Origin of the sequence: Streptomyces sp. RKAG290 (assembly GCF_023701695.1) — a bacterium.
Taxonomy (GTDB): Bacteria; Actinomycetota; Actinomycetes; order Streptomycetales; family Streptomycetaceae; genus Streptomyces.
On sequence record NZ_JAJOZC010000001.1, the window covers coordinates 5304327 to 5329043 of the forward strand.

Here is a 24717-nt window from a genome sequence, read left to right on the forward strand (position 1 = left end):
ACGTGAACCGACTGAGCGCCACAGGTTAGGCAAACCTCACCAATACTTGCAAGTTCAACGTTTGGTTGACTGGCTGAAAGTCGACGCCCCGTCGTCGGTCAGTGAGTGCTCGAAAACCGTCTCCAGCTGGGCCCCTGTCTTCCTCGACTTGGCCTGAACCAATGACAGCGCAGCTTTCCGGCCATGCATGGTGAGGGTCATCAGCTGATTGCCGAACCACGGCCCGTCCGTCTTGCGCCACTGGACCGGCGACGTGTCGACCCGTCCGTGCCGCGCCAGCAGCCCTCCGAGCCGCCGCCCGGCCCGGCTCCAGCCGAAACGGAAGCCGGCCTTGAGCGGTTTGGGGATCGAGTTGTGCACGGGAGAGCAGGTCAGTTGCAGGACGCGGGCGCTCGGGCCGCCGCCGGGAGCCGTCGCGGGCCAGGCCGGCTCCGCGATGTACGCATGGTGCACATCGCCCGACAGCACGCATACCGTCGCGGGCGCGTCCGGACCGCTGCCCACCTCCCGGATCAGCTCCGTCAGGAGCTTGAACGAGTCCGGGAACGCGGCCCAATGCTCCAGGTCGGCGCGCTGGCGCAGATACTCGCCGATGCGCGCCCAGCGGCCCTGCGGCCCGCCCCGCTCGCCCCGGCACAGCGCGGCGCTCCACTGCTCCGCGTCATGTACCAGTGGCGGCAGCAGCCACGGCAGCGAGGTGCCGATCAGCAGGTGGTCGTAGGAACCGGGCGCGGCCAGCGCCTCCTCGCGCAGCCAGCGGGCCTCCTGCGGATGGAGCATCGCCCGCTGCTGCTCGTCGAGCGCCCGGGCCGCGCGGCTGTCCACCATGAGCAGCCGTACTCGGCCGAAAATGCGTCGGTAGCTCCAACGGGTACTGGTCGGGTCCGCATCGGCCTCGGCCGCGAAACGGCGGACCGCCTGGGTCCCGTCCGGGGTGGCGTTCACCGCCGCGTAGAGCGGGTCCGCGGCCAGTTCCTCGGGGGAGAGATTGCCGAGGTGCTGGTAGACCCAGTACGACATCAGCCCGCTGACGATCCGCTCGTGCCACCAGGAGGTGGCGCGGATGTCGGCCTGCCAGACGGCGCTGGTGTTCCAGTCGTCGATGACGTCGTGATCGTCGAAGATCATGCAGCTGGGGACCGTCGAGAGCAGCCAGCGCACCTCGGGGTCGCCCCATGACTCGTCGTACAGGCAGGTGTACTCGTCGTAGTCCGCGACCTCCGCCCCCGGCGGCTCGTCCAGATCGCGCCGCTTGGCGAGCCTGCGCCGGGTCTCCTCCGAGGTCTCGTCCGCGTACACCTGGTCGCCCAGGAGCAGCAGGACATCGGGGCGTGCGGCGTCGGGGTCGGCGGCCAGCCGGGCGGCCAGGGTGTCCAGGGCGTCCGGGCCGACGGGATCTGCCCGCACCGGTGTGTGGCCGCCGCCCGGGGGAGCCGCCCAGCGGCAGGAGCCGAACGCGACCCGGAGCGGCCCGGCGGTCTCGGCGTCCTCGGTCTCGCCGGGTATCGCCGGGGTGGTGATCGTGCTCGCGGGGAAGCGGTGGTCCTCGGGGGGCCACACCCTGCTGTCGTCGAGCAGTACCTCGTACGCCGTGGTGGAGCCGGGTGTCAGGCCGCTCACCACCACCAGGGCGTAGTGGTGGCCGCCCACCGCGAAGGTCCGGGACGAGCCCGAGGCCCCGTCCGCGCACCGGACCTCGGCCGTGCACGGCCGGTCCGACTCGACCCAGACGGTCGCGGTGGAGGCGGTCTCCCAGTCGACGTACCGCAGTAGTGGTCCCAGGCGCAGCCCGGCCATGTGGTGCTCCTCGCATCGTTCCGTACGGACGCTGCGTACGGTACGGGCCGTCCGTTCCGTACGGAACGACGGAGGAGTGTCGGACTGTCCCCGGGGCTGCCGGTCAGCCGGCCGGGTGGTGTCCGGTGATCGGTCAGCAGCCGTTGAGCACGGACTGCAGTGCGCTCTTCTCCGCCGAGTCGACGGTCAGGTCGTAGTAGTGCTTCACGTGCACCCAGGCGCGCGCGTACGTGCACAGGTAGGCGGTGCGCGAGGGGAGCCACTCCGCCGGGTCCTTGTCGCCCTTCGACTGGTTGACGTTGTCGGTGACCGCGATGAGCTGCGGGCGTGTCAGGTCGTTCGCGTACGCCTGGCGCTGGGCGGTGGTCCAGGCGGCGGCGCCGGAGCGCCAGGCCTCGGCCAGCGGGACCATGTGGTCGATGTCGAGATCGCCTGCGGCGGTCCAGCTCACTCCGTCGTACTCGGAGTACCAACTGCCGCTGACGGCGGCGCAGCTGGAGTCCTGTGAGACGTTCGTGCCGTCCCGCTTCAGGACGACCTCGCGGGTGTCGCAGGCGCCCGACTGGGCGATCCAGTGCGGGAACTTGTCCCGGCTGTATCCGCTGGAGGAACCTTCCGCCTGGACGGTCAGTTCGCCCAGATAGGTGCGGGCGGTGGAGGCGGCGACCGGGGTGGGCATGGCCGCCTGGGCGCTGGGGGCGGTGAGAAGTCCGGTGGTTGCGGCGAGGGCGGCGGATGCGGCGAGGACGGCTATGCGACGCGCGTAGACACCTGACATGCGAACTCCCTTGATGTGGGGGGACCTTGGACGGGCCATCCGGAACGGCCCGGCCATCGTGGCGGCGCCAGGTTTCCGTGGGGTGGGCGCCAGGTAACAGAGTGGCGACATGGGCACGTCACATCAAGAGGTCTGACGAAGGGGTTCGGTGTGCGGGGGCGTGACGGAAGTGTGTGCGCGGGCGTACGGAACTGATGAGCAAGCAGTTCCGCGCTGGGGAAGGCGGGTTGGGCGGCGGGTCGGGCGCCCGGTTCGGCAGGGTCGGGGGCCCGGTTCTGCGGCCCGGCGCAGGCGCGGGCGGTCTTAGGGTGGCCGCGTGCTGCTTCCGGTCAACATCACGCTCGGAGTCGTCCTCGCCGTGCTGCTCGCGGCGGCCGCCGGTGTCGCCGCGTTCGCCTCGCTCGGCCGGTCCCGCGAGATCGTCGTCGCCGGACTGCGGGCGGCGGTCCAGCTCGCCGCGGTCTCCTCGCTCATCGGATGGGTGGTGCACGCGCTTGCGCCGACGTTCGCGTTCATCGCGCTGATGTTCGGCGTGGCGGTGTGGACCGCGGGGCGCCGCGTCACCGGCAACCGCACGTGGTGGTGGGTGGCCGTGCCGATCGGGGTGGGGGTCGTGCCGGTGGTCGCGGTGCTCCTGCTCACCGGGCTCGTGCCGGTCCGGGGCATCGTGTTGATCCCGGTGACGGGAATCCTGATAGGGGGCGCGCTGACCGCGACCGTGCAGGGCGGGCGGCGGGCGCTGGACGAACTGGCGACCCGGTACGGGGAGGTGGAAGCGGCGATGGCGCTCGGCTTCCTGGACCGCGACGCACGGCTGGAGATCGCCCGGCCCGCGGCGTCGGACGCGCTGCTGCCGGGGCTCGACCAGACGCGGACGGTGGGGCTCGTCACCCTGCCCGGTGCCTTCGTCGGCATGCTGCTGGGGGGCGCCTCACCGGTGCAGGCGGGGGCCGTGCAGTTGTTCGTCCTGGTGGCGCTGATGGCCGTTCAGGCGGCGGCCGTCGCGACCGTGCTGGAACTGGTGGCACGCGGACGGCTGCACCGCGCCGCGGAGGGTGCGTCCGCCGGCGGGCGCTGATGTACGGCCGCTGACGTGCGGGAGCCGCGCCGGGCCGTGGCCGTCCGTCGGGCCGGCGCTGACGTGCGGGAGCCGGGCCGTGGACGTCGGTCGGTGCTGGTGTGCGGAGTGGCGCCGGGCGCTGGTGTGCCGGAGCCGCGCCGGGCGGTGGGCTAGCGGGCGCTGATGTGCAGCAGGACCGAGCCGTCCGCCGCCGCTTCCACCCGGATCTGCGTCAGGTCCTCGACGTGCGCGTCGGGGGAGAGCGCCGCCGCGCGCGGGCCGACGCCCACGACGCGCATGCCGGCCGCCCGGCCCGCCGCGATGCCCGCCTCGGAGTCCTCGAAGACGATGCAGTCCGCCGGGTCGAAGCCCAGCCCGGCCGCACCCTTGAGGAAGCCCTCCGGGTCCGGCTTGCTGGCACCGACGCTCTCGGCGGTGACGCGGAGATCGGGCATCCGCAGTCCGGCGGCGGTCATCCGGGCCTGGGACAGGGCCCGGTCGGCCGAGGTGACCAGGGCGTGCGGGAGCGCGGCGATCGCGTCCATGAAGGCGGCGGCGCCGCCGATCGGGACGACGCCGTCGGTGTCGGCGGTCTCCTCGGCGAGCATCACCCGGTTGTCCGCGTAGTTCTGCTCCACCGGACGGTCCGGGAGGAGCACCGCCATGGTGGCGTACCCCTGCCGGCCGTGGACCACCTTGAGCGCGGCCTCCGGGTCCAGACCCTGCCGCAGTGCCCAGCGCCGCCAGCAGCGCTCCACGACGGCGTCGGAATTCACCAGGGTGCCGTCCATGTCGAGCAGCAGGGCGCGGGCGGTGAGGACGGTGGCCGGCATGGGCGGGCTCCAGAGCGGGGAAGCGAACTGCGGGAAAGGCGGGCGTCGCGGACGTGCGGGCGACGCGGGAAAGAGAACAAGTGGCCCCCGCCCGCCGGTCAGGGAGTGCGCGCGAAGGCCACTTTGTTCCATCACGATACAAAAACCCGTCCAGGAAAGCGAATCTCGCCGGAACCGGTCCTCCGGCGCGGGTCAGTGGCGCCCCTGACCTGTGGTGACCGCCTCCAGCACCCGCCGGGTGTTCGGTCCGTAGACCCCTGCCGGGTCGCCCTGGATGTACATCGACGACTGGAAGTCGCGCACGGCCTTCTCGACCCGGTCCGTGAAATCGGCGTCGGCGGGATCGCGGAACAGCCAGACCTCCTGCAGCCGCCGCTGCAGCTCGGCCACCTCCGGGCCGTGGTCGCCACGCCGCAGCGTCGTGTCGCTCGGCGACTCGACGGGCGGCGCCACCTGTGCGGGCTTGCTGCTCTCCGCCGTGGCCGCCGGGGACGACGGGCCGGCCGGCCCCGACGCGGAGGCCGACGGTGAGCGGGACGCCGACGCGCTCGCCGACGGTGACGCCGACCCGGAAGCGGACGGCGACGCCGTGGCCGGGCGGGACGGCGACGCGGAGGCGGACGCCGTCCTGGAGGCCGACGGCGCGGCGCTCTCCTCGGGGAGGCTGGTCACGGTGGAGGGCAGGGCCCGGTCCAGGTCGGCGTCCCCGTTGTCGTCGCCGTTGAACAGCCCGCCGATGAAGGCCGCCGTGCCCACCACCGCGAGGACGGCCGCCCCCGCGGCCAGCGCCGCGAAGGGCTTGCGGCGGCGTGGCTGCACGGGGTCGGGGCCGGGCGCGAGGGTGATGCCCGGTTGCCCGGCCGGATCTGCCGGGTCTGCCGGACCCGTGGCACCCGGCAGCGGGCCAGGGCCGGCCGGGCCCGGACCCGCCGGACCCGTGGCGTCCGGCAGATCGGGGCCCGGACCCGCCGGATCCAGGAACAGCGGCATCGTGGTGGCGGCGTCCCCCGTGCGGCCGTCCGGCGGGTGTTCCCTCGACTCCTCGTGGACGGCTGCCGCCTCCTCGCCCCCCAGCGTCACGTACGGCCGGATGCGCAGCGGATCGAAGTCCTCCGCCGCCGCGAAATCGGCCGACCGTCCGGCGTGGTGCTCCTCGACGATCCGGTGCTGCTCGGCGGCCCGCTGCCGCTCGTCGGCGTGCTGCTGCTCCGTGGCCGGCGGCTGTCCGGCACCGCGGTGCGCCGCGCGTTCCGCGCAGGCGCAGCCCGGGCCGGTGCCCGGTCTGCAGTCCGCTCCGCACTCCGGGCATATATGTCCGGTCATTGTGGGTCCCCTCCCCTTGAACTGCCTGCGATTATGCAGCGCGCCGCCAGGAAGCCCAATCATGCGGCCCCTCGGCAGGCCATAACGCTGTGGAACAGCCAGGATGGGGATGAAGCGGACCCGAGGAGATATTTCATGGCCCAGCAGTTGAGCCCTCCGGCCCCGGCCCCCGGCGAAGACCGCTCCACGCGGTCGGTCCTGGTGGCGATCGGCGCGCTGCTCCTCGGCATGCTGCTCGCCGCACTCGACCAGACCATCGTGTCCACCGCACTGCCCACCATCGTCAGCGACCTCGGTGGTCTGGAACACCTGTCGTGGGTGGTCACGGCCTATCTGCTGGCATCGACCGCGGCGACCCCGCTCTGGGGCAAGCTCGGCGACCAGTACGGGCGCAAGCGGCTCTTCCAGATCGCCATCGTCATCTTCCTGATCGGCTCGGCGCTCTGCGGCATCGCCCAGAACATGCCGCAGCTGATCGGGTTCCGCGCACTGCAGGGACTCGGCGGCGGCGGCCTGATCGTGCTGTCGATGGCGATCGTCGGGGACATCGTCGCGCCGCGCGAACGAGGCAAGTACCAGGGCCTGTTCGGTGCGGTGTTCGGCGCCACGAGCGTGCTCGGTCCGCTCCTCGGCGGCTTCTTCACCGAGCACCTCAGCTGGCGCTGGGTCTTCTACATCAACCTCCCCATCGGTGTCGTCGCCCTCGGCGTGATCGCGGCCGTACTGCACATCCCGGTCCGCCGGACGAAGCACACCATCGACTACCTCGGCACCTTCCTCATCGCCTCGGTCGCCACCTGCCTGGTCCTGATCGCGTCGCTCGGCGGCACCACCTGGGCCTGGGGATCGGCGCAGATCATCGGACTCGCCGTGGTCAGCGCGCTGCTGCTGATCGCCTTCGTGTACGTGGAGCGGCGCGCCGCCGAGCCCGTACTGCCGCTGAAGCTGTTCCGGATCAGGACCTTCAGCCTCGTCGCGGTGATCAGTTTCGTCGTCGGCTTCGCGATGTTCGGCGCGATGACCTATCTGCCGACCTTCCTCCAGGTGGTGCACGACATCACGCCGACGATGTCCGGCGTGCACATGCTCCCGATGGTGTTCGGCCTGCTCATCACCTCGACCGCGTCCGGACAGATCGTCAGCCGTACGGGCCGCTGGAAGGTCTTCCCGATCGCCGGCACCGGTATCACCGCGATCGGTCTGCTGCTCCTGCACCGGCTCACCGAGACCAGCAGCACGCTGGAGATGAGCATCTACTTCTTCGTCTTCGGTGCGGGACTCGGCCTGGTGATGCAGGTCCTCGTGCTGGTCGTGCAGAACGCCGTGTCGTACCAGGACCTGGGCGTCGCCACGTCGGGGGCGACCTTCTTCCGCTCCATCGGCGCCTCGTTCGGTGTCGCCATCTTCGGCACCATCTTCACCAACCGGCTGACCGACAAGCTCGGTTCGGCGCTCGCCGACCGGCCGCTGCCGCCCGGCGTCAGCGCCGAGGGCCTGGCCGCCGACCCGCGTGCGATCGGCCAGCTGCCGCCCGCGCTCCAGCAGCCCGTGCTCAACGCGTACTCGACGTCGATCACCGACGTGTTCCTGTACGCGGCGCCCGTCGTCCTGGTCGCCTTCGTCTTCGCCTGGCTGCTCAAGGAGGACAAGCTGCGCGGCTCGGTGACCGCCCCCGAGCCGAGCGAGACCCTGGCGTCGAACCCGGTGGAGCGGTCCTCGTACGACGAGTGCGCCCGCGCGCTCTCGGTGCTCGCCACCAGGGAGGGGCGCCGCGAGGTCTACGTGAAGATCACCGAGCGGGCCGGTTTCGACCTGCTGCCGGCCGCGAGCTGGATGCTGCTGCGCATCAAGCGGCACGGCACCGTGGAACCGGCCCGGCTCGCCGAAGTCGCCCCGGTGCCGCTACGGGTGGTCAGCGAGGCGGCCCGTCAGCTGGAGGAGCGCGGCCTGGCCCGCCGGGTGGGCGTGCAGCTGGTGCTCACCGAACCCGGTGCGGAGGCCGTGATGAAGCTTTCGCACGCCCGTGAGGAGTCGCTGGCGGAGCTGCTGGGCGACTGGTGGGGTCCGGACCGGCCGACCGACCTGGTCGCGCTGGTGTCGGAGCTGACGGCCGAGACGACCGGGTCGAGCAGGGAACGGCCGCACAGCCCGGAGCCGAAGCGCGACCACCACGCCCCCTGAGGGCGGGGCCGGTCAGACGGAGGCCGGGAGTTCCTTGGCGAACCAGTGCTCCGCGTACTGGTTGCGCCGGTGGAACGCCGGGACCTCCCGGTAGCCGTGCTTGGCGTACAGGCCGCGCGCCTCGACCAGGTCGTTACGGGTGTCGAGCCGGACCAGCCGCACGCCGAGTGCGCTGGCCCGGCTCTCGACGGCCGCGAGCAGCAGCCCGCCGCCGCCCGTGCCGCGCGCCTCGGGGCGCACGTACACCCGGGTCAGCTCCGCGGTGTCCGGGGCCGTGAGGACCAGACCGGCGCAGGCCGCCGCCCTGCCGTCGAACCGGCCGACGACGAACTCACCGGTCGGCGGGACCAGTAGCTCGACGCCGTCGTCGGTGAGCCCCTCGTCGATCTCCGCCACGGTCGCGGGCCGCCCCCAGTAGCGGCTGGCGACCTCGTCGTAGTAGTCCCGGCGCAGCAGGGCGGCGTCGGGGGAGTCGAAGCGTTCGGGCGTCACGGTCCACGTCATTGGTTCATTCTGTCTTCCGCACAGCTGTACGGAAAAGCGAATTGGCTGCAGGGGGCATCGGTGACGCGGGCGACAGGATCGACGACAAGGGCCGAGGTGGTTCAACGGCTCGGCGAGAGGTGGCTGCGGGAGCTGGCCGGGCCGGCCGGCGGGAGTTTCGTGTGCTCGCCCGCCGGGCTCTGGCTGGCGCTGGCCGTGGTCGCGGCGGGGGCGCGCGGGGAGACCGCCGAGGAACTGCGGGCGGTGCTCGGGGTGGCGGAGCGGCAGGCCGCCGACGCGGTGACGGCCGGGGTGCGCGAGCTCGCGGCCACCGACGCCCTGGGGGTGGCGACCCGGGTGTGGAGCCGGGTGCCGGTCCACCGGGAGTACCGGGAGGCGCTGGCGGACATCGGGTTCGGTCCGATGGACGCCGCCGGGGTCGACGCGTGGGTGCGGGAGGCCACCGGCGGTCTCATCGAGCGGCTGCCGCTGCAGATCAGTGACGAGATGCTGCTGGTGCTCGTCAACGTGCTGGCGCTGAAGGCGCGCTGGGAGGTGCCGTTCGAGCGCGCGGACACCCGGGACCTGCCGTTCACCGACGCGGCGGGGGTGAGCCGCCCGGTGCCGACGATGCACGGCAGACCCGCGCCCTGGGACGCCTGGACGGTACGCGGCACCCACGTCGTCGAGCTGCGCTGCCGCGCGGAGCGCCCCGGTGCCGCCCCGGCCCGGGTCCGGCTGGTGCTGGGGGAACCGGGTGCGGGGGCGGCGGACGTACTGCCCGCCGCCTGGGCTCCGGCGGAGGCACGCGCCTCGCTGGAGGCGGACGCGCTGAGTATCGCCGTCCCGCGATTCACCCTACGTACGAATGTTCAGGTCACCAGGCACTTGCCGGCGCTCGGGGTGCGGATCGCGACCGGCGCCGACGCCGACTTCTCGGGGCTCTCACCCGAACGGCTCAGGATCTCCCAGGTGGTGCAGGAGGCCGTGGTGAAAGTCGCCGAGGAGGGTGTGCAGGCGGCGGCCGTGACCGTCCTCGCCGCGCCGGGGAGCGCGGCGCCCGCGCCGCCGCGGCGCTTCCTGCACCTCGCCTTCGACCGTCCGTTCGGGATCGTGGTCCTGGACGGCAGCGGCGAGGTCCCGCTCTTCACGGGCTGGCAGGAGGACGCGCCGGTGGCGGGCTGAGCACCTCGGCGCGGCCGCCCGCGCTCACCTCAGCGGCGGCGGCACGGTGACCGGCGGCGGCGGTGCCACCGGCCGCCGCCGCCTCGCCCGAAGGCCCAGCAGCAACGCGGCGGCCACCACCCCCGCTCCAACGAGCAGCGACAGCAGCCAGGCGGGAAAGGGGCCCACGGTCAGCAGTTCGTCCCGGTAGTACGTGGTCCGGTACGGGGTGTCGGCCGCCGTCGCCCGCAACTCGTGGTCGCCGTCGATCAGTTCCGGCCGCGGGAACGACTGGTCGATCGCCGTGACGAACACCGGCTTCCCTCCCGTCAGCGCCCCCAGGGCCGGGTACGCGCCCGTCTCCTGCCCCGCGCCGATGCGCCCCGCGTACGTCACCTCGGGCGGCCGGCCGCCGATCGGCCCGCGCGGCTCCATCCGGTGCGCCGCCAGCACGTAGAGGCCCAGTGACTGCGGCGTCGTGGCGAGCCGGGACAGCCGCATCGGGTAGACCAGCTCGTCGCTGGCGAAGCGCAGCCGCAGCGGGTCGAGCCGGCCGAGCAGCGGACCGCCCTTCTCCTGGGGGGCGAGACGGATCGCGACGTACTCCCACTTCTGCTCGACGTAGGGCCGCAGCGCCGTCGACAGCCGGTCCGGGAGCTCGAAGCCGTTGTCCGTCAGCCAGCCCTCCAGGGCCGCGGGGTCGGTCGCGGTCAGTCGCGCCACGTCGAAGGGGCCGAGCCGCTCGCGGCCGACCACCCCGACCGGTGCGGCATCGCCAGGGGCCGGCGCACCGGCCCCTGACGTGTCGTCCGAACCGCCGAAGGGCCAGTCCTTCGCACGCGGCCAGAAGTAGTGCCGCGTCTCGCGGACCGGTGCGGTGAGCGTCCCGAGCTCGGAGAAGAGGGCGGCGTCACCGAGCCGGACCGTGGCACGGTGCGGCACGGGCATGATCCAGGCCGCCTCCGGCGCGTTCCCGCGGACGGTCAGCTGCATCACGATCTGCTCGGTGCTGCCGTCCCAGCCGACCACGGACGTCTCCCGGTCGACCGTGACCTGGCTGTTCCGGTTGACGACCATCGCCCCGCAGCCGCAGGCGTACGCCGGTGCGATCAGCGAGCCCAGCTGTAGTGACACCAGCATCATGACCAGCGAGAGCGCGCGCACCGCCCACGCACGCGATCCGGCGCGCACCTCATGTCCCGTCCCCGTGCCCCGCATGCCGGTCCCCCCCCTCAAGGGCTGTCCCGCGACCCCTGGCGGGCGGGACAGCTCTCAGCCGTCGATCACGGGCTCAGACGTGGGGGTGGCGCTGCCGGTTCCGGCCGCCCGGCCATGTCCCGAATGCGCGCCCGGACATTCTTTCGGAAAAAGGCGGGATGACAGTCAGGCGAAGAGAGGGTTGATTGGGTCTATCTCATAGCGCAATGCGATGGTTTCACAGCATGCCCGGATCGAGGGCCGGCACTAGACGGTGGGAGGGTCGGCGCAGCGTGGCGAATGCGGAGCACAGTGCGCGCGGAGACGTGACGACAGGAGCGAGGACCGGGGCGGCACGGGCTGTTCTCTGGCTGGTTGTGGCCGCGTTGGCCATCCGTCAGATGGCCGTGGTGCTGCGGCAGCCACCCGGCGAACGGCTGACCGATCTGGAGACCTGGATCGGTGCGAACGGTGTGCTTCATGTGAAGGGCTCGCTGTACGACACCGACGCGTTCACCGGCACCCCCTTCGCCGGGCTGGTGCTGAAGCCGCTGACCCGCACGGCCGAACAGAGCCTCGGCGTCGCCTGGACCTTCGGCTCGCTCCTGCTCGTCGCCGCGCTCGGCGTCATCGCGGCGCGCGCCCTGCCAGGCCCGGTCAGCCGCCGTACGACCCTGCTCGCCGCACCCGTCGCGATCAGCCTGCTGATGCTCTCGCTGCCGGTCCGCAACGCCCTGCACCTGGGCCAGACCAGCATCCTGCCGGTCCTCCTCGTCCTCGTCGGCTGCTTCGTGGTCCGCGGGGAACGGGCCTCCGGCGTCCTGATCGGGATCGCTGCCGCGCTCCAGCCGACCGTGCTGCTGTTCGCCGCGCTGCTCTGGCTGACCGGGAGACGCCGGGCGGCGGTGACCGGCGGCGCCGCGTTCGCCGCCTGCACGGCACTGGCCTGGGCCGCGATGCCGCACGACTCGTGGAGGTACTGGGTGCACCACGTCGCCGGGGCGGGCCTCGGCGACCAGGCGGACAGCCTCGCCAACCAGTCCCTGCACGGTGCGCTGCTCCGCTTCGGCCTGGCGGGGCCGCTGGAGATCGCGCTCTTCCTGGTGCTCGCCGGAGCCGTCTGCTACGTCGGTCTGCGCCGGGCCGCGCGGTACGCCCGCGACGGGCAGCTGCTGCTCGCCGTGGCCGTGACCGGCTGCGTCGCCGTGGCCGTGTCGCCGACCGCCTGGCAGCACCAACTGCTGTGGGTGCTGCTCGCCGTGGTCGGCCGGGTGGGCAGGCGGGCCCGTGACCGGATGGTGTGGCCGGCCGTGGTGGTCCTCGTGATCACGCTGCCCGGCAAGATGCTGCTGCCCAACATCGTGGCGCTCTTCCCGGTGCGTGACAACGTGATGCTGCTCGCCGCGCTCGGGGCCGCGTGCATCGCCCCGTTCCTGCCGCGCACCTCGCCGTACTGGCAGCAGCCGGTCGCCACCGACCACGCGACGCCGGTCCCGGCCCGCTGGAGCAGGGTGCCGCTGCTGCCGTTCTGGCGGCGGGTGCTCAGCCGGCCCAACCTGCTGCTGGAACTCCTGCTGATCAGGGTCGTCTACTCCGCGTACGCGTACGTCAGGCTGGCCGCGAGGGCCGGCCGTGCCACCGCCGAGCAGCACGGCGAGCAGATCCACTCGGCCGAACAGTGGCTGCACATCGACATCGAGCACTGGGCCAATCACGCAGTCGTGCAGGTCACCTGGCTGCGGGACTTCTTCGACTACTACTACTCGACGTTCCACTTCATCGTGCCGCTGACGATCCTCGGTGTGCTCTACGTACGCCGCCCCGCGGACTACCGCTGGGTCCGCAGCTCCATCGGCTTCGCCACGCTCCTGGCCCTGGTCGGCTTCTGGCTCTACCCGCTGGCCCCGCCGCGGCTGATGCCGGATCTCGGCTTCATCGACACGGTGCACGGCGTCCAGGACTTCGCGGAGCCCGACTACGGCACGCTGACCGGGGTGACCAACCAGTACGCGGCGATGCCCTCGCTGCACTTCGGCTGGTCGCTGTGGTGCGGGGTGGTGATCGTGATGCTCGCCCCGAAGGTCTGGATGAAGGCGCTGGGGCTGCTGCATCCGCTGTTCACGGTCTCGACGATCGTGGCGACGGGCAACCACTGGGTGCTCGACGCGGTGGGCGGGGCGACGGTGGTGGCGCTCGGATTCGGTCTTACCTACCTGCTGTCCGGACCGCGTGAGCTGCAGGAGAGCGACGCGAAGGCCACGAAGCCCCCGGCGGCGCGGGGTTCGGACGGGATGGCGGCCCCGGAACGGGTGCCCAAGGTGGGCGGCGAAGCGGTGGCCGGCAAGTCGTGACCGCGCACGGTCCTCGCTGTACGCAGGCCGAAGGGGTGCGTGGACAGGGCAGCGTCCGCGCACCCCTTCGGCGGGTGGATCGTCGCGTACCCAGCATCCGTCCGCCGGGCGGAGCCCGCCACCCGAACGGCTCAGCGGTTCGGCCCCAGCGCCCAGGTGGCGAAGGACAGCGTCACCATCGACACCACCGTGGAAGCCACCACGCCATTGCGGGCGAGACCGGTGTCCAGGCCGTACTCACGGGCGTAGATGAAGGCGTTCTGGGCCGTCGGCAGGGCTGAGCAGAGCACCACGGCCAGCACCTGGTGGTCCGGCAGATGCAGGAGCGGCCCGGCGACGGCATAGGCGATCAGCGGCTGCGCGAGCGTCTTGAGCGCGACCGCGGCGCCGACCTCCGCCCGCCCGGCGACGCGCCCGGTCGCTGCGGCAGGACCGCCGTGCAGGGACATGCCCAGGGTGACCAGGGCCGTCGGCACGGCCGCCGCGCCCAGCAGGTCGCAGGAGTGGGTGAGGGCGGCCGGCAGCCGCAGCCCGGTCACGGAGACGGCCAGGCCCAGCAGCGAGGCCATGATGATGGGGTTGCGGACCGGCATGGTGAGCATCCGCCGCAGCCCGCCGCCGGGACGTTCACCGGCCGCCCCGCCGCCCGGCCGCGTCCCCGAGTCGAGCAGGGTCAGGATCACGGGCGAGACCAGCAGCACCTGGAACAGGATGACCTGCGCGACGAACGAGGCGTCGCCGAGCACCTGCACCGCCACCGGGATGCCCAGGTTGGCCGAATTGACGTAGCCGGACGCCATGCTGCTGATCGCCGCGTCGGCCCTCCCACGGCCGAAGAACCGCCGCGCCACCACGAAGCCCAGGGCGGACACCAGCGCCGTGGCCGCCGCGAACGCCACCATCGACGGATGGGCGAACGCGGACGGATGCGACCCCGACACCATGGTGAACAGGGCTGCGGGCATGGCCACATGGAAGACGAACCGGCCGAGCACCGCTTCCGCCTGCGCCCCGAGCAGGCCGCTGCGGGCGACCGCGTAACCGATGCCGGTCAGGATCCAGATCGGGGCGAAGGCGGAGAGCAGGGCGTGCATGCCCGCCATGATCCCGGTACGCCCGTCCGGCACCCGTACGGGGGTGCGGACGGGCGGCCGCCGCACAGGCGACGAGCCAGGGTCAGGGCGGTCCTCAGCCGCGCGTGGTGCTCACCTGGAGCTGCTTGATGCCGTTGAGCCAGGCCGACCGCAGCCGCCGCGGATCGCCCACCAGCCGCAGGTCCGGCAGCACGTCCGCGATCGCGTTGAAGATCAGGTCGATCTCCATCACGGCAAGGGACTTGCCCAGGCAGAAGTGCGGACCGCCGCCGCCGAAGCCGAGGTGCGGGTTGGGGTCGCGGGAGATGTCGAACCTCTCCGGGCTCTCGAAGACCTCGGGGTCGTTGTTGGCTGAGGAGTAGAACATCCCGACCCGGTCGCCCTTCTTGATCTGCTGCCCGCCCAGTTCGAGGTCCTGGGTGGCGGTCCGCTGGAAGGAGACCACGGGCGTCGCCCAGCGGACGATCTCCTCCGCGGCGGTCTGCGGCCGCTCGCGCTTGTACAGCTCCCACTGCTCGGGGTGGGTCAGGAAGGCGTGCATGCCGTGACTGATGGCGTTGCGGGTGGTCTCGTTCCCGGCCACGGCGAGCAGGATGACGAAGAAGCCGAACTCGTCGGACAGAAGGTTGCCCTCGCCCTCGGCGGCGACCAGCTGCGAGACGATGTCCTTGGCCGGGCACTCCTTGCGCGCCGCCGCCAGGTTCATCGCGTACGAGACGAGCTCCATGGCCGCCTCGGCACCGATCTCCTCGGTGATCGCGTACTCCGGATCGTCGTACGAGGCCATCTTGTTGGACCAGTCGAAGATCCGGGTCCGGTCCTCCTGCGGTACGCCGATGAGCTCGGCGATGGCCTGGAGCGGCAGTTCGACGGCGATGTTGTTGACGAAGTCGAACGAGCCGTCGCCGTCCGCGCCGGCCAGAGCCGTCTCGACGATCGAGCGCGCCCGGTCGCGCAGCGCCTCCTCCAGGGAGCGGATGGCGCGTGGCGTGAATCCGCGCTGGACGATCTGGCGGACGCGGGTGTGTTCGGGCGGGTCCATGTTCAGCATGATGAGTTTCTGGACGTCGATCTGGTCCCGGCTGATCGACTCGTTGAAGCGGATCACCGCGGTGTTGGTGTGGGACGAGAACAGCTCGGGGCGGGTCGAGACGTACTTGACGTCCGCATGCCGGGTGACGACCCAGTAGCCCTCGTCGTCGAAGCCGGAGATGCCGGCGGGCTGGGTGCACCACCAGACCGGCGCGGTCTCCCGCATCCGGGCGAACTCCGGGTGCGGGATGCGGGCTTGGAGCAGATCGGGGTCGGTGAAGTCGAACCCTTCGGGCAGATGGGGGCAGGGCATCGGCAACTCCAGGTCGGTCCGAGAGCCGCCCGATCGATGTCTGACGACCCATCAGAAGTTGCCCGAAAGGTAGTAACGAGTTCTACAACTGACAAGAGGCATGGCCTGATCTGTTGCGTGAAGCATCGGTGAACCTGTCCGGTTCGCGGAGGGTGCTGGCCGTGAAGCATGGGCAAGGTGCATGCAAGACCCTTGCGTACCGGGGGTAAGCCTCATAAGACTGCAGGCAGAACTAGAACGCGTACTAGTTCCTTCCGTGGGCGCCGGGACGCCTCTGCGGAAGTGCGAGGAGAGGACGAGCTCATGGCCGCGGAACCCGTCATCGTCGAAGCCGTACGCACCCCCATCGGCAAGCGCGGAGGCGCGCTCGCCAATCTGCACCCCGCCTATCTGCTGGGTGAGACCTACCGTGAACTTCTCGGCCGGACCGGCATCCATGCCGACTGCGTCGAACAGATCGTCGGCGGCACCGTCACCCATGCCGGCGAACAGTCCATGAACCCCGCGCGCAACGCCTGGCTCACCGTGGGCCTTCCGTACGAGACCGCCGCGACCACCGTGGACTGCCAGTGCGGCTCCTCGCAGCAGGCCTCCCACATGGTCGCGAACATGGTCGCGGCCGGGGTGATCGACGTCGGCATCAGCTGCGGGGTCGAGGCGATGTCACGGGTGCCGCTGGGCAGCGGGTCCAAGCACGGGCCGGGCAAGCCGTGGCCGGACGAGTGGAACGTCGACCTGCCCAACCAGTTCGAGGCCGCCGAGCGCATCGCCCGCAAGCGCGGCCTCACCCGGGAGAACGTCGACTCGCTCGGCCTCATCTCGCAGGAGCGGGCGGCCGTCGCCTGGGCCGAGGAACGCTTCAAACGGGAGACGTACGCGGTCCAGGTGCCCACCACCGAGGCGGAACAGGCCGCGGGCCAGGGCATGTGGCGGCTCGTCGACCGTGACGAGGGGCTGCGCGACACCACGATGGAGGGGCTCGCCGGGCTCAAGCCGGTGATGCCCACCGCCGTCCACACCGCCGGCAACTCCTCGCAGATATCGGACGGCGCCTGCGCGATCATGTGGGCGTCCAAGCGGATGGCGCGGGCGCTCAAGCTCAAACCGCGGGCCCGCATCGTGGCCCAGGCGCTGGTCGGCTCCGACCCGCACTTCCACCTCGACGGGCCCGTCGACGCCACCCGCGCGGTGCTCGGCAAGGCCGGGATGTCCCTCAAGGACATCGACATCGTCGAGATCAACGAGGCATTCGCGTCAGTGGTGTTGAGCTGGGCGCAGGTCTTCGGACAGGACCTGGAGAAGGTCAACGTCAACGGCGGCGCGATCGCCCTCGGCCACCCGGTCGGTGCCACCGGCGCCCGGCTGATCACCACGGCCCTGCACGAACTGGAGCGCAGGGACAAGGAGTTCGCGCTGATCACCATGTGCGCGGGCGGCGCCCTGGCCACCGGCACGATCATCCAGCGGCTCTAGGGCCTCTCGGTCGGACCATGCCCGGCCCGACGGCCCGGACGAGAGGCTCCGGACGGCCCCTGCGGAAGGTATCCCCTGAAGTCCGGTCCGCAGATCGTGCGCTGGTTCGACACGATCGCGGCGCGGCACTGACCGGACGCGCTCACGCCGATGGCCCCGACCGCGGTGCGGTCGGGGTCATCGGTCACTGCCGGGAGAAGTCCGGGCCGGCTCAGTAGTAGTTGTTGGCCTGCCAGAACGACCAGGCGCCGCACGGGCTGCCGTAGCGCTCGTTCATGTAGTCCATGCCCCACTTGATCTGGGTCTTCGGGTTGCTCTGCCAGTCGGAGCCGGCGGAGGCCATCTTCGAACCGGGCAGCGCCTGGACCAGGCCGTAGGCGCCCGAGGAGGCGTTGGTCGCGCTCGGGTTCCAGCCGCTCTCGTGGCTGACGATGTTGCTGAAGCACTGGAACTGCGCGTCGTCACCGATCATCTGCTTCGCCGCGTCCTGCGCACTCGCGCCGGCGGACGTCGGCGCGGCGGACGGAGCCGCCATGGCCGGGGAGACGCCCACGGCCAGGCCGGTGGCGCCCAGCAGCACGGCGGCGCCGGTCATGACGGTCTTGCGGCGGGCGGTGCGGGGCTGGGCGAGAAGGGTGCGGGCGAACGACACATGGAACCTAACGTCGGGAACGGTGGAGTCGCCCGCCGGTCCGCATCCTGCCTGGCCCGGTGCTCGTAGACCGCTGTCCGTTCCGGTGGACGCTGCGGTGCTCGGCGACGTCTCAAGTGTGAGCGGCGGCGTTCGGCCACCGCAACGACCCCCGTTACGAACCCGCTTCGCACCCGGGGCCGAAGGTCCCGAACCACCACAAAGTGCGTCACAGCAGGTCGGAATGGCGGAAACGGGCGTCGGCTGCCGGCCGGAACGGCTCCTATCGCGCCTCGTACAGGACCAAGGTCCTGTGGGTACCCTCACTCCCGCGGGACCTCGAATGTGACCTGGGCCTCGAAGGCGGCGCGGCGGGTGGCCCGGCGCAGCGCCTTCAGCAGCGTGGCCCCGACGGTCAGCGTGAGGACGACGGTGAGCACGGCCCGGCCCAGGTCCCAGCCGAGCGAGGTGGCCGTGCAGTACGCGAGGAAGCGCACCAGGTTGTCGGCCGGCGCGTCACCGGGATGGAAGGAGATGCCCGAGCCGAGGCCCGGCACGATCGTCCACCCGTACAGATTCATGACCGTCCCGTACACGAACGCCGCCACCGCCCCGTACGCCGCGAGCATCAGCAGCTCGGCGCGCCCGCGCAGCCGCTCCGGGGCCGGCAGCAGGCCCGCGCCCATCGTGAACCAGCCCATCGACAGCATCTGGAACGGCATCCACGGGCCGACCCCGCCGGTCAGCAGCGCGGACGCGAACATCGTCACCGAGCCGAGCACGAAGCCGAACCCCGGCCCGAGCACCCGCCCGCTCAGCACCATCAGGAAGAACATCGGTTCGAGCCCCGCGGTGCCCGCCCCCAGCGGCCGCAGCGCGGCGCCGACCGCGGCCAGCACCCCCAGCATCGCCACCGCCTTCGCGTCGAGCCCGGCGTCCGCGATCATCGCGACCACCACCCCGACCAGCAGCGGCAGCAGCGCGGCGAACAGCCACGGCGCATCCGCCGAGTGCGCGAGCCCGGAGTCCGGGCCGGCCAGCAGCGGCCAGCCGAAGGCGGCCACACCGATCGCGCTGATCAGCACCAGCGCGGCGACGGCACGCGGCCCGAGCCGCACCGGACGGGCCCCGCGGCGTGGGGCGGCGGCCGTCCCGCGTTCGCCGGTCATCCGGTGCTCCCCAGCGCGTCGCGCACCTGCGTCACGGTCAGCCACTCCTGCGGGGCCAGAATCTTGGCGATCTGCGGGGCGAACGCCGGCGAGGACACCACCACCTCCGGCGTCGGCCCGTCCGCCACCACCTCCCCGTCGGCGAGGATCACCACCCGGTGCGCCAGCTCGGCGGCCAGCTCCACGTCGTGCGTGGCCAGCACGATCGCGTGCCCCTGGGCAGCCAGCCCGCGCAGCACCCCGACGAGCCGGGCCTTGGCCGCGTAGTCCAGCCCGCGGGTCGGCTCGTCCAGGAGCAGCAGCGGCGGCCGGGCGGTGAGCACGAGCGCCAGCGCCAGGGCGAGCCGCTGCCCCTCGGAGAGATCGCGGGGGTGGGTGTCGTCCGGCACGCCCGGCAGCAGCTCGGACACCAGGGCCCGGCAGCTGCCCGGCGCGGCGCCCGCGTCCGCGTCGGCCGCCGCGCACTCGGCGGCGACCGTGTCCGCGTACAGCAGGTCGCGCGGCTCCTGCGGTACGAGACCGGCCCGGCGCACCATCTCGCGCGGCGGCGTGCGGTGCGGGGTCCGGCCGCCGACCAGGACGGTGCCGGAGGTCGGCTCGACCAGGCCGACGAGGGCGGCCAGCAGGGTGGACTTGCCCGCGCCGTTGCGTCCCATCAGGGCGAGGGTCTCGCCGGGCGCGACGGTGAGGGTGACCTGGCGAAGCGCCTCGACCCGGCCCCGCCGCACACCGAGGCGCTCCACCCGGGTGGTGGTGTCGGTGACGGGTTCGGGGGCGGCGGTCTCCTGCGGTTCCCGGCCGAACAGTCTGGCCAGGGGCCCTCGCCGTGCGGCGGGGCGGGGAGCGGCGGTCACCTCGGCCACCGGGCGTGCAACGGCCCTGCCCGCGACCGGCCCGGGCCGGGTGTCCGCCAGCGCGTCGCGCATCCCCGAGGCCCGCCGCCTGGCGTCCCGTACCGAGAGCGGCAGCGGGTCCCAGCCCGCCAGCCGCCCCAGCGCCACCACCGGCGGATGCACCGGCGAGAGGGCCATGACGTCGGCGGGCGCGCCCATCACCGGGGCGGCGCCGGGCGAGGGCAGCAGGACGACCTGGTCGGCGTACTGCACCACGCGCTCCAGCCGGTGCTCCGCCATCAGGACGGTGGTCCCCAGGTCGTGCACGAGCCGCTGGAGCACCGCGAGAACCTCCTCGGCGGCCGCGGGGTCCAGGGCGGACGTCGGCTCGTCCAGCACCAGGACCCGGGGGTGCGGGGTGAGCACCGACCCGATCGCGACCCGTTGCTGCTGTCCGCCGGAGAGCGTGGCGATCGGCCGGTCGCGCAGCGCGGCGAGGCCCAGCAGGTCGAGGGTCTCCTCGACGCGCCGGCGCATCACGTCCGGGGCCAGGCCGAGCGACTCCATGCCGTACGCCAGCTCGTCCTCGACGGTGTCGGTCACGAAGTGGGAGAGCGGGTCCTGGCCCACCGTGCCGACCAGATCGGCGAGCTCACGGGGCTTGTGGGTGCGGGTGTCGCGCCCGCCGACGGTGACCCGGCCGGTCAGCCGGCCGCCGGTGAAATGCGGCACGAGCCCCGAGACGGCACCCAGCAATGTCGACTTGCCGACCCCCGACGGCCCGATGAGCAGCACCAGCTCACCCTCCGGTACGCACAGGTCCACTCCCGACAGGGTGGGGTGTCCGGCCCCCTCGTACTGCACCGAAACGTCGTCGAACCGGATCACACCTGCTCCTCGATGCCTGTGGGGGAGGGCGGGACGGGCGCGACCAGCGCGGGCAGCAGGCCGATCAGCACCGCGGCGGCGGGCCACAGCGGCAGCACCGGCGCGGTCAGCGGTACGACTCCGGGGTGCAGCGCCGCCGGATCCGCACTGCCCGCCCAGATCATCGCCACCGCGACCGCCGCACCCGAGCCGGCGACCAGCCAGGCCCGCACCCCCACCGGTCGGGCCGGTAGCGGGTGCGCACCGAACGGGCCCCGCCGAGCCGCAGCCCGGCCGTCGCGGCGAGGAGCCCCGCGATCAGCAGCGGCAGCCCGTACACCGCACCCTGCGCGGCCAGCAGCCCGTACGTACCGGCGCAGACACCGAGCAGCCCGCCGAGGGTGAGGGCGTTGGTGGTGTGCCGGACGGCGGCCGGCACCTGGGCACTGCGCCCGTATCCGCGCGCGTCCATCGAGGCCGCCACGGCCACCGACCGCTCCAGCGCTCCCTCCAGGACCGGCAGCCCGATCTGCAGCACGGCCCCGACCCCACCGGTCGGGCGGCCGCGCAGCCGCCGGGCGGTGCGCAGCCGCACCACGTCCGCGACCATGTTCGGCGCGAACGTCATCGCGACGACGACGGCGACCCCGGCCTCGTACAGCGCACCGGGCAGTGACTTCAGCAGCCGGGCCGGGTTGGCGAGGGAGTTGGCCGCGCCGACGCAGATCAGCAGGGTGGCCAGCTTGGCCCCGTCGTACAGCGCGAAGAGCAGCTGCTCGGCGGTGACACGGCCCCCGATCCGGACGCCCTTCGCCCACTCAGGCAGCGGCACCTCGGGGAGGGTGAACACGACGTGCGTGCCCGGGATCGGCGATCCGAGGAACACCGAGAAGAGCAGCCGCACACCGATGACGAACAGTCCGATCTTGATGAACGCCCCGTAGGACCTGGCCCACGGCGCATCCGTGCGGCGCGCGGCCACCACGTAGCCCGCCACGCCCACCAGCAGTCCGAGCAGCAGCGGGTTGGTGGTCCGGGAGGCCGCGGTGGCCAGCCCGAGCGCCCACAGCCACCAGGCCCCGGCGGGCAGCGCGTTGCTCCGGGTGGCGGCGGGCGCGCGCCAGGCGCGCTGAGCCGCCACCGGGCGGGCCTCTGAGCGGGTGGCCTCGCGGTCCGTCGGGCCGCTCATCCGCGGCGGCGGCGGGCCTGCGCGACTGCGGCGATGCCGAGCAGAAGGACGGCGCCGAACCCGACGAGGACACCGGCGGACGGTCCGCCGCCCGAACCACCGTCCCCGTCGCCGGCGGACGCGGAGGTGGTTGCCGTGGCCGTACCGCTCACGTCCCCGTCGCCGTTTCCGGAAACCTGCTCACCGCACCCCGAGGCCGGGTAGTCGGAGATCGCGCAGAGCAGCGCGTCGGAGCCGTAACGCAGCGGCTTGGCCACCGACGCGAGCGCATCCGCACTGCTCGCGTCCTGCGGGACCTGTGCGCACGCGGTACGCGGCGCGGGCGGCGTCTCCCCGTCCGGGGCGTCGGCCGCCGTGCCGGGGTCGATGACGAGCCCGACCCGCTTCGTGCCGCCCTTGGCGGGCGTGCCGGCGCAGATCTTCTTGAAGTCGGGGGAGCGGCGCGGCTTCGCCGCGTCCTGGGAGTCGGCGCTCACCGAGAACCGGAAGCCCTGCACCGCACCGTCGTCCGGCCGGACCAGGGACGGCCCCTGCGTGGCGTACGCCCAGCCGCTTCCGGAGCCTTCCCAGAACGACCAGTAGCGGTAGCCGGCGGCCTGGGCCGTGCCCTGGCCGAGCACGGCCAGGACGGCGCCCAGGACCACCAGCAGCGCGGTGGTCCTTCCGGCGCGCCTCACAGCTGCTGGTTCTTCCGGCGGCCGCTGATCAGGAAGCCGACGCCCGCACCGACGACGAGGCCGATCCCGACGAACCACCAGACACCGCCGATGCCGTCCCCGTCGCCGCTGTCCTTCTTCTCCTCTTCCTCGGTCGCGCTCGCCGTCGGCTTCTTCACGGAGGCGGGCGCGGGCCCGGTCGCGTTCAGCTGGGTGACGAGGTCGGCGCCGCCGAAGTCGTGGACGTCCGCGCCGGTCGCGTGCGCGGCCATGACCAGCTGGGCGTAGGCGGCGGGGCCGTTCTGCTTTGCCCAGCCGGCCGAGTTCTTCGCCAGCCAGTCGACGGACCCGGCGGCCTTGTCCTTGTGCCCGGAGGCGGACAGGGCGACGACCGCGTCGGCGGTGTTGCCGAAGTCCGGCTGCGGGGTGTCGTCGTCGGCACCGGGCATCGGCGGCTGGTCGAGGTGACCGGTCTTCGCGAGGGCGCCCGCGAGGTAGTAGGCGCCGTTCTGGGCCGCCTGCTCGGGCTTGAGGGGGGTGGCCTTGTGGCAGCTGGGGTCCTTGACCGCGGCGTTGTTCCCGACGAGGAGCCCCTTGCCGAGCGAGCCGAGCACCCCCGCCGCGGTGGCGTCCCCGTTGGCGACGAGCTTGCCTGCCTTGTCGGGCTGGTAGGCGAACGCGCCACCGGCCTTGCCGCCGCAGGGGATGGCGAAGGTGAGCAGCGCGTCGTACGGGGTCTTGCCGCCGTCCGTCGTCACGTCGCCGAGCTTCTGTCCGGCGCGGGCGAGGGCGCCGATCACGACCGAGGTGGAGTTCGCGTCACTGGCCCCGCCCGCGGTGTAGCCCCAGCCGCCGTCCTTGTTCTGTACGGACTTCAGCCAGTCGATGCCGGTGGCGACGAGCTCCTTGTGCCCGCCGACCTCGTGCAGCGCCTGCACGGCGGCCGCCGTCGCATTGGTGTCGATCATGGTCTTGTCGTTGCAGGCCACGGTGGAGTCGGGGCGGTAGGCGGGGAAGGCCCCGCTGTCGCACTGCTGGCCGATCAGCCAGTCCACCGACTTCTGGGCGGGCATGACGCCCACGGCCCGCTGCGCGACGAAGGCCAGCGACTGCCGCCACACCCCGTCGTACGTCGGGTCCGTCGTGCCGTAGAGCCCCGACGGCAGCGCCACGGACGGCGAGGGGGAGGGGGACGGCGCGGCGACTGCGGCCGGGGCTGCGGCCGCACAGAGCACGGTGGCGGTGGCGGCGAGCGCAGCTGCGCTGCGGCGTACGGTCATGGCGGGCGGGGCCTCTCCTGCGGGAGACCGGGCACAGGCACACACAGGCACCAGGCTCCGGCTCCGTATACCTCGACGGTGAGCCGGCCACCGGGGTCCCGATGGCACGAGCCGGTCACGACACGGACAGGGCATTCCGACTCCCGCCGACGATGGCGGATCACGGCTGCGTGGTCAGTGCCGGATTCGCACCGGCTTCCCCCTGAACGGGCATGATGACGACTCGCACACTCTACCGGGCGGTCACCACGGGACCCCTGCCCAGGGCGCCGCCGCCGGGGCGGACCGCGCAGGAGGGTGGCCGGCGGGGGAACGGGAACGACGACGGGCCGCGCACCAGGAGCACCGGCATCCCGGAACCGGCGGATACCCGCCTGCCCCGCCCCCGGTGCGCGAGGCCCGTCCCGCCCCGGCGGTCAGGCCCGGCGGCGGAGGTCCAGCATCTGGAAGACCTTGTCGTACCGGGCCTCCCCGACGGCGACGAAGTCCGGCAGCCGGCCGTACTCCGTGAAACCCAGCGACCGGTACAAGGCCAGGGCAGGGGTGTTGTCGCCCCGGGCGTCCAGGGTGAGCACCTCGATGTGCCGCTCCCGGGCGTCGGCGATCAAGGCGGCGGTCAGCGTCCGGCCGACACCACGGCCGTGTGCGGCACCGTCCACCGCGAGCTTCTCCAGGTCGGCGTGCGGCCGGTGGGTAGGCCGGGCGTAGCGGCGCCAGTACCCGAAGCCGGCGAGCTCGCGGCCGAGGAAGAGAGCCCGCAGAGCGGCGTCCCCCGTCCGTGCCGCGCAGACGATGTCGTCCAGGAGTTCCGCCACCTCGCCCCGCGAGGGCGGCTCGACCCAGCCCAGCGCGGCGCCCTTGGCGACGAGGTCCGCCAGGATGCGGTGGGCCGACTCCTCGAACCGGGCCGCCAGTTGCGGGTCGGCGGTCAGCTCCGTGGCGTCCAGGACGACGGGCTCGGCGGTCGCACCGCTGGTCAGGGCCGGATTCATGACGGCAGCCTAAGGGCTGTC

At 72.6% G+C, this 24717-nt stretch carries 19 protein-coding genes, 1 pseudogene and 1 riboswitch; of the genes and pseudogenes, 5 read left to right on the forward strand and 15 right to left on the reverse strand.

Features of this window, described 5'->3' with window-relative positions; genetic code table 11:
• Window positions 1-54 precede the first annotated feature (54 nt).
• Complete coding sequence (locus LNW71_RS23380) at window positions 55-1797, reverse strand: alkaline phosphatase D family protein (protein WP_250970016.1); 1743 nt, start codon at window positions 1795-1797, stop codon at window positions 55-57.
• A 133-nt stretch (window positions 1798-1930) separates the two neighbouring features.
• A complete protein-coding gene (locus LNW71_RS23385) occupies window positions 1931-2575 on the reverse strand; it encodes an HNH endonuclease family protein (protein WP_250970017.1) in 645 nt (214 codons plus the stop codon).
• A 316-nt stretch (window positions 2576-2891) separates the two neighbouring features.
• Here LNW71_RS23385 and LNW71_RS23390 point away from each other — a divergent pair, with 316 nt between their 5' ends.
• Window positions 2892-3653, forward strand: a complete 762-nt coding sequence (locus LNW71_RS23390; RefSeq protein ID WP_250970018.1) for an ABC transporter permease — start codon at window positions 2892-2894, stop codon at window positions 3651-3653.
• A gap of 152 nt (window positions 3654-3805) precedes the next feature.
• Here the strand turns inward: LNW71_RS23390 and LNW71_RS23395 are convergent, their stop codons facing one another.
• Both LNW71_RS23395 and LNW71_RS23400 read right to left on the reverse strand, forming a co-directional pair.
• The gene (locus LNW71_RS23395; protein ID WP_250970019.1) at window positions 3806-4468 is read right to left on the reverse strand and encodes an HAD-IA family hydrolase; all 663 of its coding nucleotides are present in this window, start codon (window positions 4466-4468) and stop codon (window positions 3806-3808) included.
• Window positions 4469-4660: 192 nt separating this feature from the next.
• Window positions 4661-5791 (reverse strand): peptidoglycan-binding domain-containing protein, encoded by a 1131-nt coding sequence (locus LNW71_RS23400; protein ID WP_250970020.1) that lies wholly within the window; start codon window positions 5789-5791, stop codon window positions 4661-4663.
• Between the two features lie 135 nt (window positions 5792-5926).
• On the opposite strand from LNW71_RS23400, the gene LNW71_RS23405 reads away from it, so the two are divergent.
• Window positions 5927-7972, forward strand: a complete 2046-nt coding sequence (locus LNW71_RS23405; RefSeq protein ID WP_250970021.1) for an MDR family MFS transporter — start codon at window positions 5927-5929, stop codon at window positions 7970-7972.
• 12 nt (window positions 7973-7984) lie between these two features.
• Here the strand turns inward: LNW71_RS23405 and LNW71_RS23410 are convergent, their stop codons facing one another.
• Window positions 7985-8476, reverse strand: a complete 492-nt coding sequence (locus LNW71_RS23410; RefSeq protein ID WP_250970022.1) for a GNAT family N-acetyltransferase — start codon at window positions 8474-8476, stop codon at window positions 7985-7987.
• Window positions 8477-8536: 60 nt separating this feature from the next.
• On the opposite strand from LNW71_RS23410, the gene LNW71_RS23415 reads away from it, so the two are divergent.
• A complete protein-coding gene (locus tag LNW71_RS23415) occupies window positions 8537-9640 on the forward strand; it encodes a serpin family protein (RefSeq protein WP_250970023.1) in 1104 nt (367 codons plus the stop codon).
• Between the two features lie 24 nt (window positions 9641-9664).
• Here the strand turns inward: LNW71_RS23415 and LNW71_RS23420 are convergent, their stop codons facing one another.
• Entirely contained in the window at window positions 9665-10759 is a 1095-nt protein-coding gene (locus LNW71_RS23420) for a DUF2330 domain-containing protein (RefSeq protein WP_250972118.1), read from the reverse strand.
• A 302-nt stretch (window positions 10760-11061) separates the two neighbouring features.
• On the opposite strand from LNW71_RS23420, the gene LNW71_RS23425 reads away from it, so the two are divergent.
• Window positions 11062-13167 (forward strand): bifunctional glycosyltransferase 87/phosphatase PAP2 family protein, encoded by a 2106-nt coding sequence (locus tag LNW71_RS23425; RefSeq protein WP_250970024.1) that lies wholly within the window; start codon window positions 11062-11064, stop codon window positions 13165-13167.
• A 131-nt stretch (window positions 13168-13298) separates the two neighbouring features.
• Here the strand turns inward: LNW71_RS23425 and LNW71_RS23430 are convergent, their stop codons facing one another.
• On the reverse strand, window positions 13299-14294 hold the full coding sequence (locus LNW71_RS23430) for an AEC family transporter (protein ID WP_250970025.1): 996 nt from the start codon (window positions 14292-14294) through the stop codon (window positions 13299-13301).
• A gap of 61 nt (window positions 14295-14355) precedes the next feature.
• Window positions 14356-15606: a cytochrome P450 gene (locus LNW71_RS23435; RefSeq protein ID WP_250970026.1), complete on the reverse strand. Its 1251-nt coding sequence runs from the start codon at window positions 15604-15606 to the stop codon at window positions 14356-14358.
• A gap of 303 nt (window positions 15607-15909) precedes the next feature.
• Here LNW71_RS23435 and LNW71_RS23440 point away from each other — a divergent pair, with 303 nt between their 5' ends.
• The gene (locus LNW71_RS23440; RefSeq protein WP_250970027.1) at window positions 15910-17079 is read left to right on the forward strand and encodes a steroid 3-ketoacyl-CoA thiolase; all 1170 of its coding nucleotides are present in this window, start codon (window positions 15910-15912) and stop codon (window positions 17077-17079) included.
• Between the two features lie 211 nt (window positions 17080-17290).
• Here the strand turns inward: LNW71_RS23440 and LNW71_RS23445 are convergent, their stop codons facing one another.
• From LNW71_RS23445 to LNW71_RS23475, 7 genes and pseudogenes are all read right to left on the reverse strand, one after another.
• The gene (locus LNW71_RS23445; RefSeq protein WP_250970028.1) at window positions 17291-17731 is read right to left on the reverse strand and encodes a transglycosylase SLT domain-containing protein; all 441 of its coding nucleotides are present in this window, start codon (window positions 17729-17731) and stop codon (window positions 17291-17293) included.
• Window positions 17732-18033: 302 nt separating this feature from the next.
• Entirely contained in the window at window positions 18034-18879 is an 846-nt protein-coding gene (locus LNW71_RS23450) for an ECF transporter S component (RefSeq protein ID WP_250970029.1), read from the reverse strand.
• Window positions 18876-20600 (reverse strand): ABC transporter ATP-binding protein, encoded by a 1725-nt coding sequence (locus LNW71_RS23455; protein ID WP_250970030.1) that lies wholly within the window; start codon window positions 20598-20600, stop codon window positions 18876-18878. Before LNW71_RS23455 ends, LNW71_RS23450 begins: the two co-directional genes overlap by 4 nt.
• Window positions 20597-21768 (reverse strand): annotated as a pseudogene (locus LNW71_RS23460) (energy-coupling factor transporter transmembrane component T). Before LNW71_RS23460 ends, LNW71_RS23455 begins: the two are co-directional and overlap by 4 nt.
• Window positions 21765-22445 carry an SCO2322 family protein gene (locus LNW71_RS23465; RefSeq protein ID WP_250970031.1) on the reverse strand — a complete coding sequence of 227 codons (681 nt, stop codon included), beginning with the start codon at window positions 22443-22445 and terminating at the stop codon, window positions 21765-21767. The pseudogene LNW71_RS23460 and the gene LNW71_RS23465 overlap by 4 nt, the downstream one beginning before the upstream one ends.
• On the reverse strand, window positions 22442-23704 hold the full coding sequence (locus LNW71_RS23470; protein ID WP_250970032.1) for a prenyltransferase/squalene oxidase repeat-containing protein: 1263 nt from the start codon (window positions 23702-23704) through the stop codon (window positions 22442-22444). The genes LNW71_RS23465 and LNW71_RS23470 overlap by 4 nt, the downstream gene beginning before the upstream one ends.
• 129 nt (window positions 23705-23833) lie before the next feature.
• Window positions 23834-23908, reverse strand: a riboswitch (cobalamin riboswitch).
• Between the two features lie 212 nt (window positions 23909-24120).
• Entirely contained in the window at window positions 24121-24696 is a 576-nt protein-coding gene (locus LNW71_RS23475) for an N-acetyltransferase (protein WP_250970033.1), read from the reverse strand.
• Window positions 24697-24717 lie beyond the last annotated feature (21 nt).

What these genes read in the sequence shown, in the direction of transcription:
- LNW71_RS23380 (WP_250970016.1), bottom strand. Translation starts at nt 1,797, where the DNA reads ATGGCCGGGCTGCGCCTGGGACCACTACTGCGGTACGTCGACTGGGAG.
- LNW71_RS23385 (WP_250970017.1), bottom strand. Translation starts at nt 2,575, where the DNA reads ATGTCAGGTGTCTACGCGCGTCGCATAGCCGTCCTCGCCGCATCCGCC.
- LNW71_RS23395 (WP_250970019.1), bottom strand. Translation starts at nt 4,468, where the DNA reads ATGCCGGCCACCGTCCTCACCGCCCGCGCCCTGCTGCTCGACATGGAC.
- LNW71_RS23400 (WP_250970020.1), bottom strand. Translation starts at nt 5,791, where the DNA reads ATGACCGGACATATATGCCCGGAGTGCGGAGCGGACTGCAGACCGGGC.
- LNW71_RS23405 (WP_250970021.1), top strand. Translation starts at nt 5,927, where the DNA reads ATGGCCCAGCAGTTGAGCCCTCCGGCCCCGGCCCCCGGCGAAGACCGC.
- LNW71_RS23410 (WP_250970022.1), bottom strand. Translation starts at nt 8,476, where the DNA reads ATGACGTGGACCGTGACGCCCGAACGCTTCGACTCCCCCGACGCCGCC.
- LNW71_RS23420 (WP_250972118.1), bottom strand. Translation starts at nt 10,759, where the DNA reads ATGCTGGTGTCACTACAGCTGGGCTCGCTGATCGCACCGGCGTACGCC.
- LNW71_RS23425 (WP_250970024.1), top strand. Translation starts at nt 11,062, where the DNA reads ATGCCCGGATCGAGGGCCGGCACTAGACGGTGGGAGGGTCGGCGCAGC.
- LNW71_RS23435 (WP_250970026.1), bottom strand. Translation starts at nt 15,606, where the DNA reads ATGCCCTGCCCCCATCTGCCCGAAGGGTTCGACTTCACCGACCCCGAT.
- LNW71_RS23440 (WP_250970027.1), top strand. Translation starts at nt 15,910, where the DNA reads ATGGCCGCGGAACCCGTCATCGTCGAAGCCGTACGCACCCCCATCGGC.
- LNW71_RS23450 (WP_250970029.1), bottom strand. Translation starts at nt 18,879, where the DNA reads ATGACCGGCGAACGCGGGACGGCCGCCGCCCCACGCCGCGGGGCCCGT.
- LNW71_RS23470 (WP_250970032.1), bottom strand. Translation starts at nt 23,704, where the DNA reads ATGACCGTACGCCGCAGCGCAGCTGCGCTCGCCGCCACCGCCACCGTG.
- LNW71_RS23475 (WP_250970033.1), bottom strand. Translation starts at nt 24,696, where the DNA reads ATGAATCCGGCCCTGACCAGCGGTGCGACCGCCGAGCCCGTCGTCCTG.